This window comes from Sulfuricurvum sp. (assembly GCF_019163035.1).
GTDB lineage: Bacteria > Campylobacterota > Campylobacteria > Campylobacterales > Sulfurimonadaceae > Sulfuricurvum.
Genome location: NZ_JAFLKV010000099.1, coordinates 1 through 1401, shown reverse-complemented (window position 1 = coordinate 1401; position 1401 = coordinate 1). Strand labels below are relative to the sequence as shown.

Genomic DNA, 1401 nt, shown 5'->3' with positions numbered 1-1401 from the left:
CCTTTGGTTACTTTGACATGACCGGTAAAGACTGAGACCCCTTTTTGCTGATCCCCTTTAAAATTATCAGAGATTACCTGCAGCTCTTCTGCATAGGTCAGTGTAAAAAACAAAGAGGCTAAAAATAGTAGTTTAAGTATCATCAGGTATTTTCCTATTTTAATTGATAAATTGCGTGTATTTTATTCGCGGAAACCGTATCTTGCTGTGTATTGTAAAGCAACGAATTTCCATCAACTCGACTACCGTTTTGGGTAATCGTAAACGAACTTTCCGTATGTATATTCGAAGTTTTTGAATTATATGTCCCCTCTTGAGAACGAAATTCTAACCCATCTTCCCGTACATAATGAACATTGCCGTTCAGCTTGAGAATATCACTGCGATGAACAGCGTTATCTGCGCGAATAGTTTGAAATAAATTTTTCGTATTATCGCTAAATTTCGCTGATGTTACCGCATAGTATGCTTCAAACTTTTTCCCCTCTTCCCCTTCTAAAATATGATCAATCCCTCTTTTGGATATTTCATACAAGGTGAAATTTGACAACTCTATCGTCGGAATTTCAGCGCTATCTTTTGGAACAGTATAATTAGGGGAAAAATAGCCGAACATCCCCATTAAAAAACCAAATGCTAAAAGAAAGAATAAGTTAATCGACATTTAAATCCAAAGAGCCAAAAATTTTTCTTCTTCACCGTTTCGGCAGATCACTTTTTCGATCATTTCACGGACACACGCATCCCCGCCACAACGATCTAAGACATCAGCAAAAGCCTTCAAATACTCTGAGCCATCTTGTGGTGTATAGGCTTGCCCTGCCCATTGCATCAGGTTATAGTCGTTTAAATCATCACCGATGACTGCTACTTCGTGTGGCTCAATACCCAGTTCTGCACACATAGCGATAGCAACGGCGCGTTTATCTTTTACCCCTTGGTAGAGATGAGCAATATCAAGCTCTTTGGCGCGATTCGTAACGATAGTGGAGTCACGACCTGTAATGATCGCGGCAGTATGACCCATTTTAACCCATGCTTTTATGGCAAAGCCGTCTTTGACATTGAAGTTTTTTAGTTCTAACCCATCGGCGGTGTAGATGATTTTACCGTCACTCATACATCCGTCAACATCCAAAATCAACAGTTTGATCATAAAACACCTTTGGTGCTTGGCACTCCGGCACGATCGTTACGCGCCAGTGCACGGCGAAGCGCTACCGCCAATGATTTAAACGCCGCTTCGATAATGTGATGTTTATTTTTTCCCCGTTGCATAATAATGTGCGCAGTGATACCGGCATTAAAGATGACCGCACGAAAAAACTCTTCGGCAAGTTCTGCTTCAAACGATCCGATTTTACCTGAAACTGGAACGTCGTATACGAGGAATGGTCGATT

The 1401-nt window shown here is 41.0% G+C and carries 2 protein-coding genes and 1 pseudogene; all 3 read right to left on the bottom strand.

Features of this window, described 5'->3' with window-relative positions:
- Window positions 1-154: 154 nt before the first annotated feature.
- A complete protein-coding gene (gene lptC / locus JZU62_RS07265; RefSeq protein ID WP_295013343.1) occupies window positions 155-664 on the bottom strand; it encodes an LPS export ABC transporter periplasmic protein LptC in 510 nt (169 codons plus the stop codon).
- Entirely contained in the window at window positions 665-1156 is a 492-nt protein-coding gene (locus JZU62_RS07260; protein WP_295013341.1) for an HAD hydrolase family protein, read from the bottom strand. It abuts the gene before it with no gap.
- Window positions 1153-1401 (bottom strand): annotated as a pseudogene (gene hisB, locus JZU62_RS07255) (imidazoleglycerol-phosphate dehydratase); the annotation flags it as partial. The pseudogene hisB and the gene JZU62_RS07260, both read right to left, overlap by 4 nt.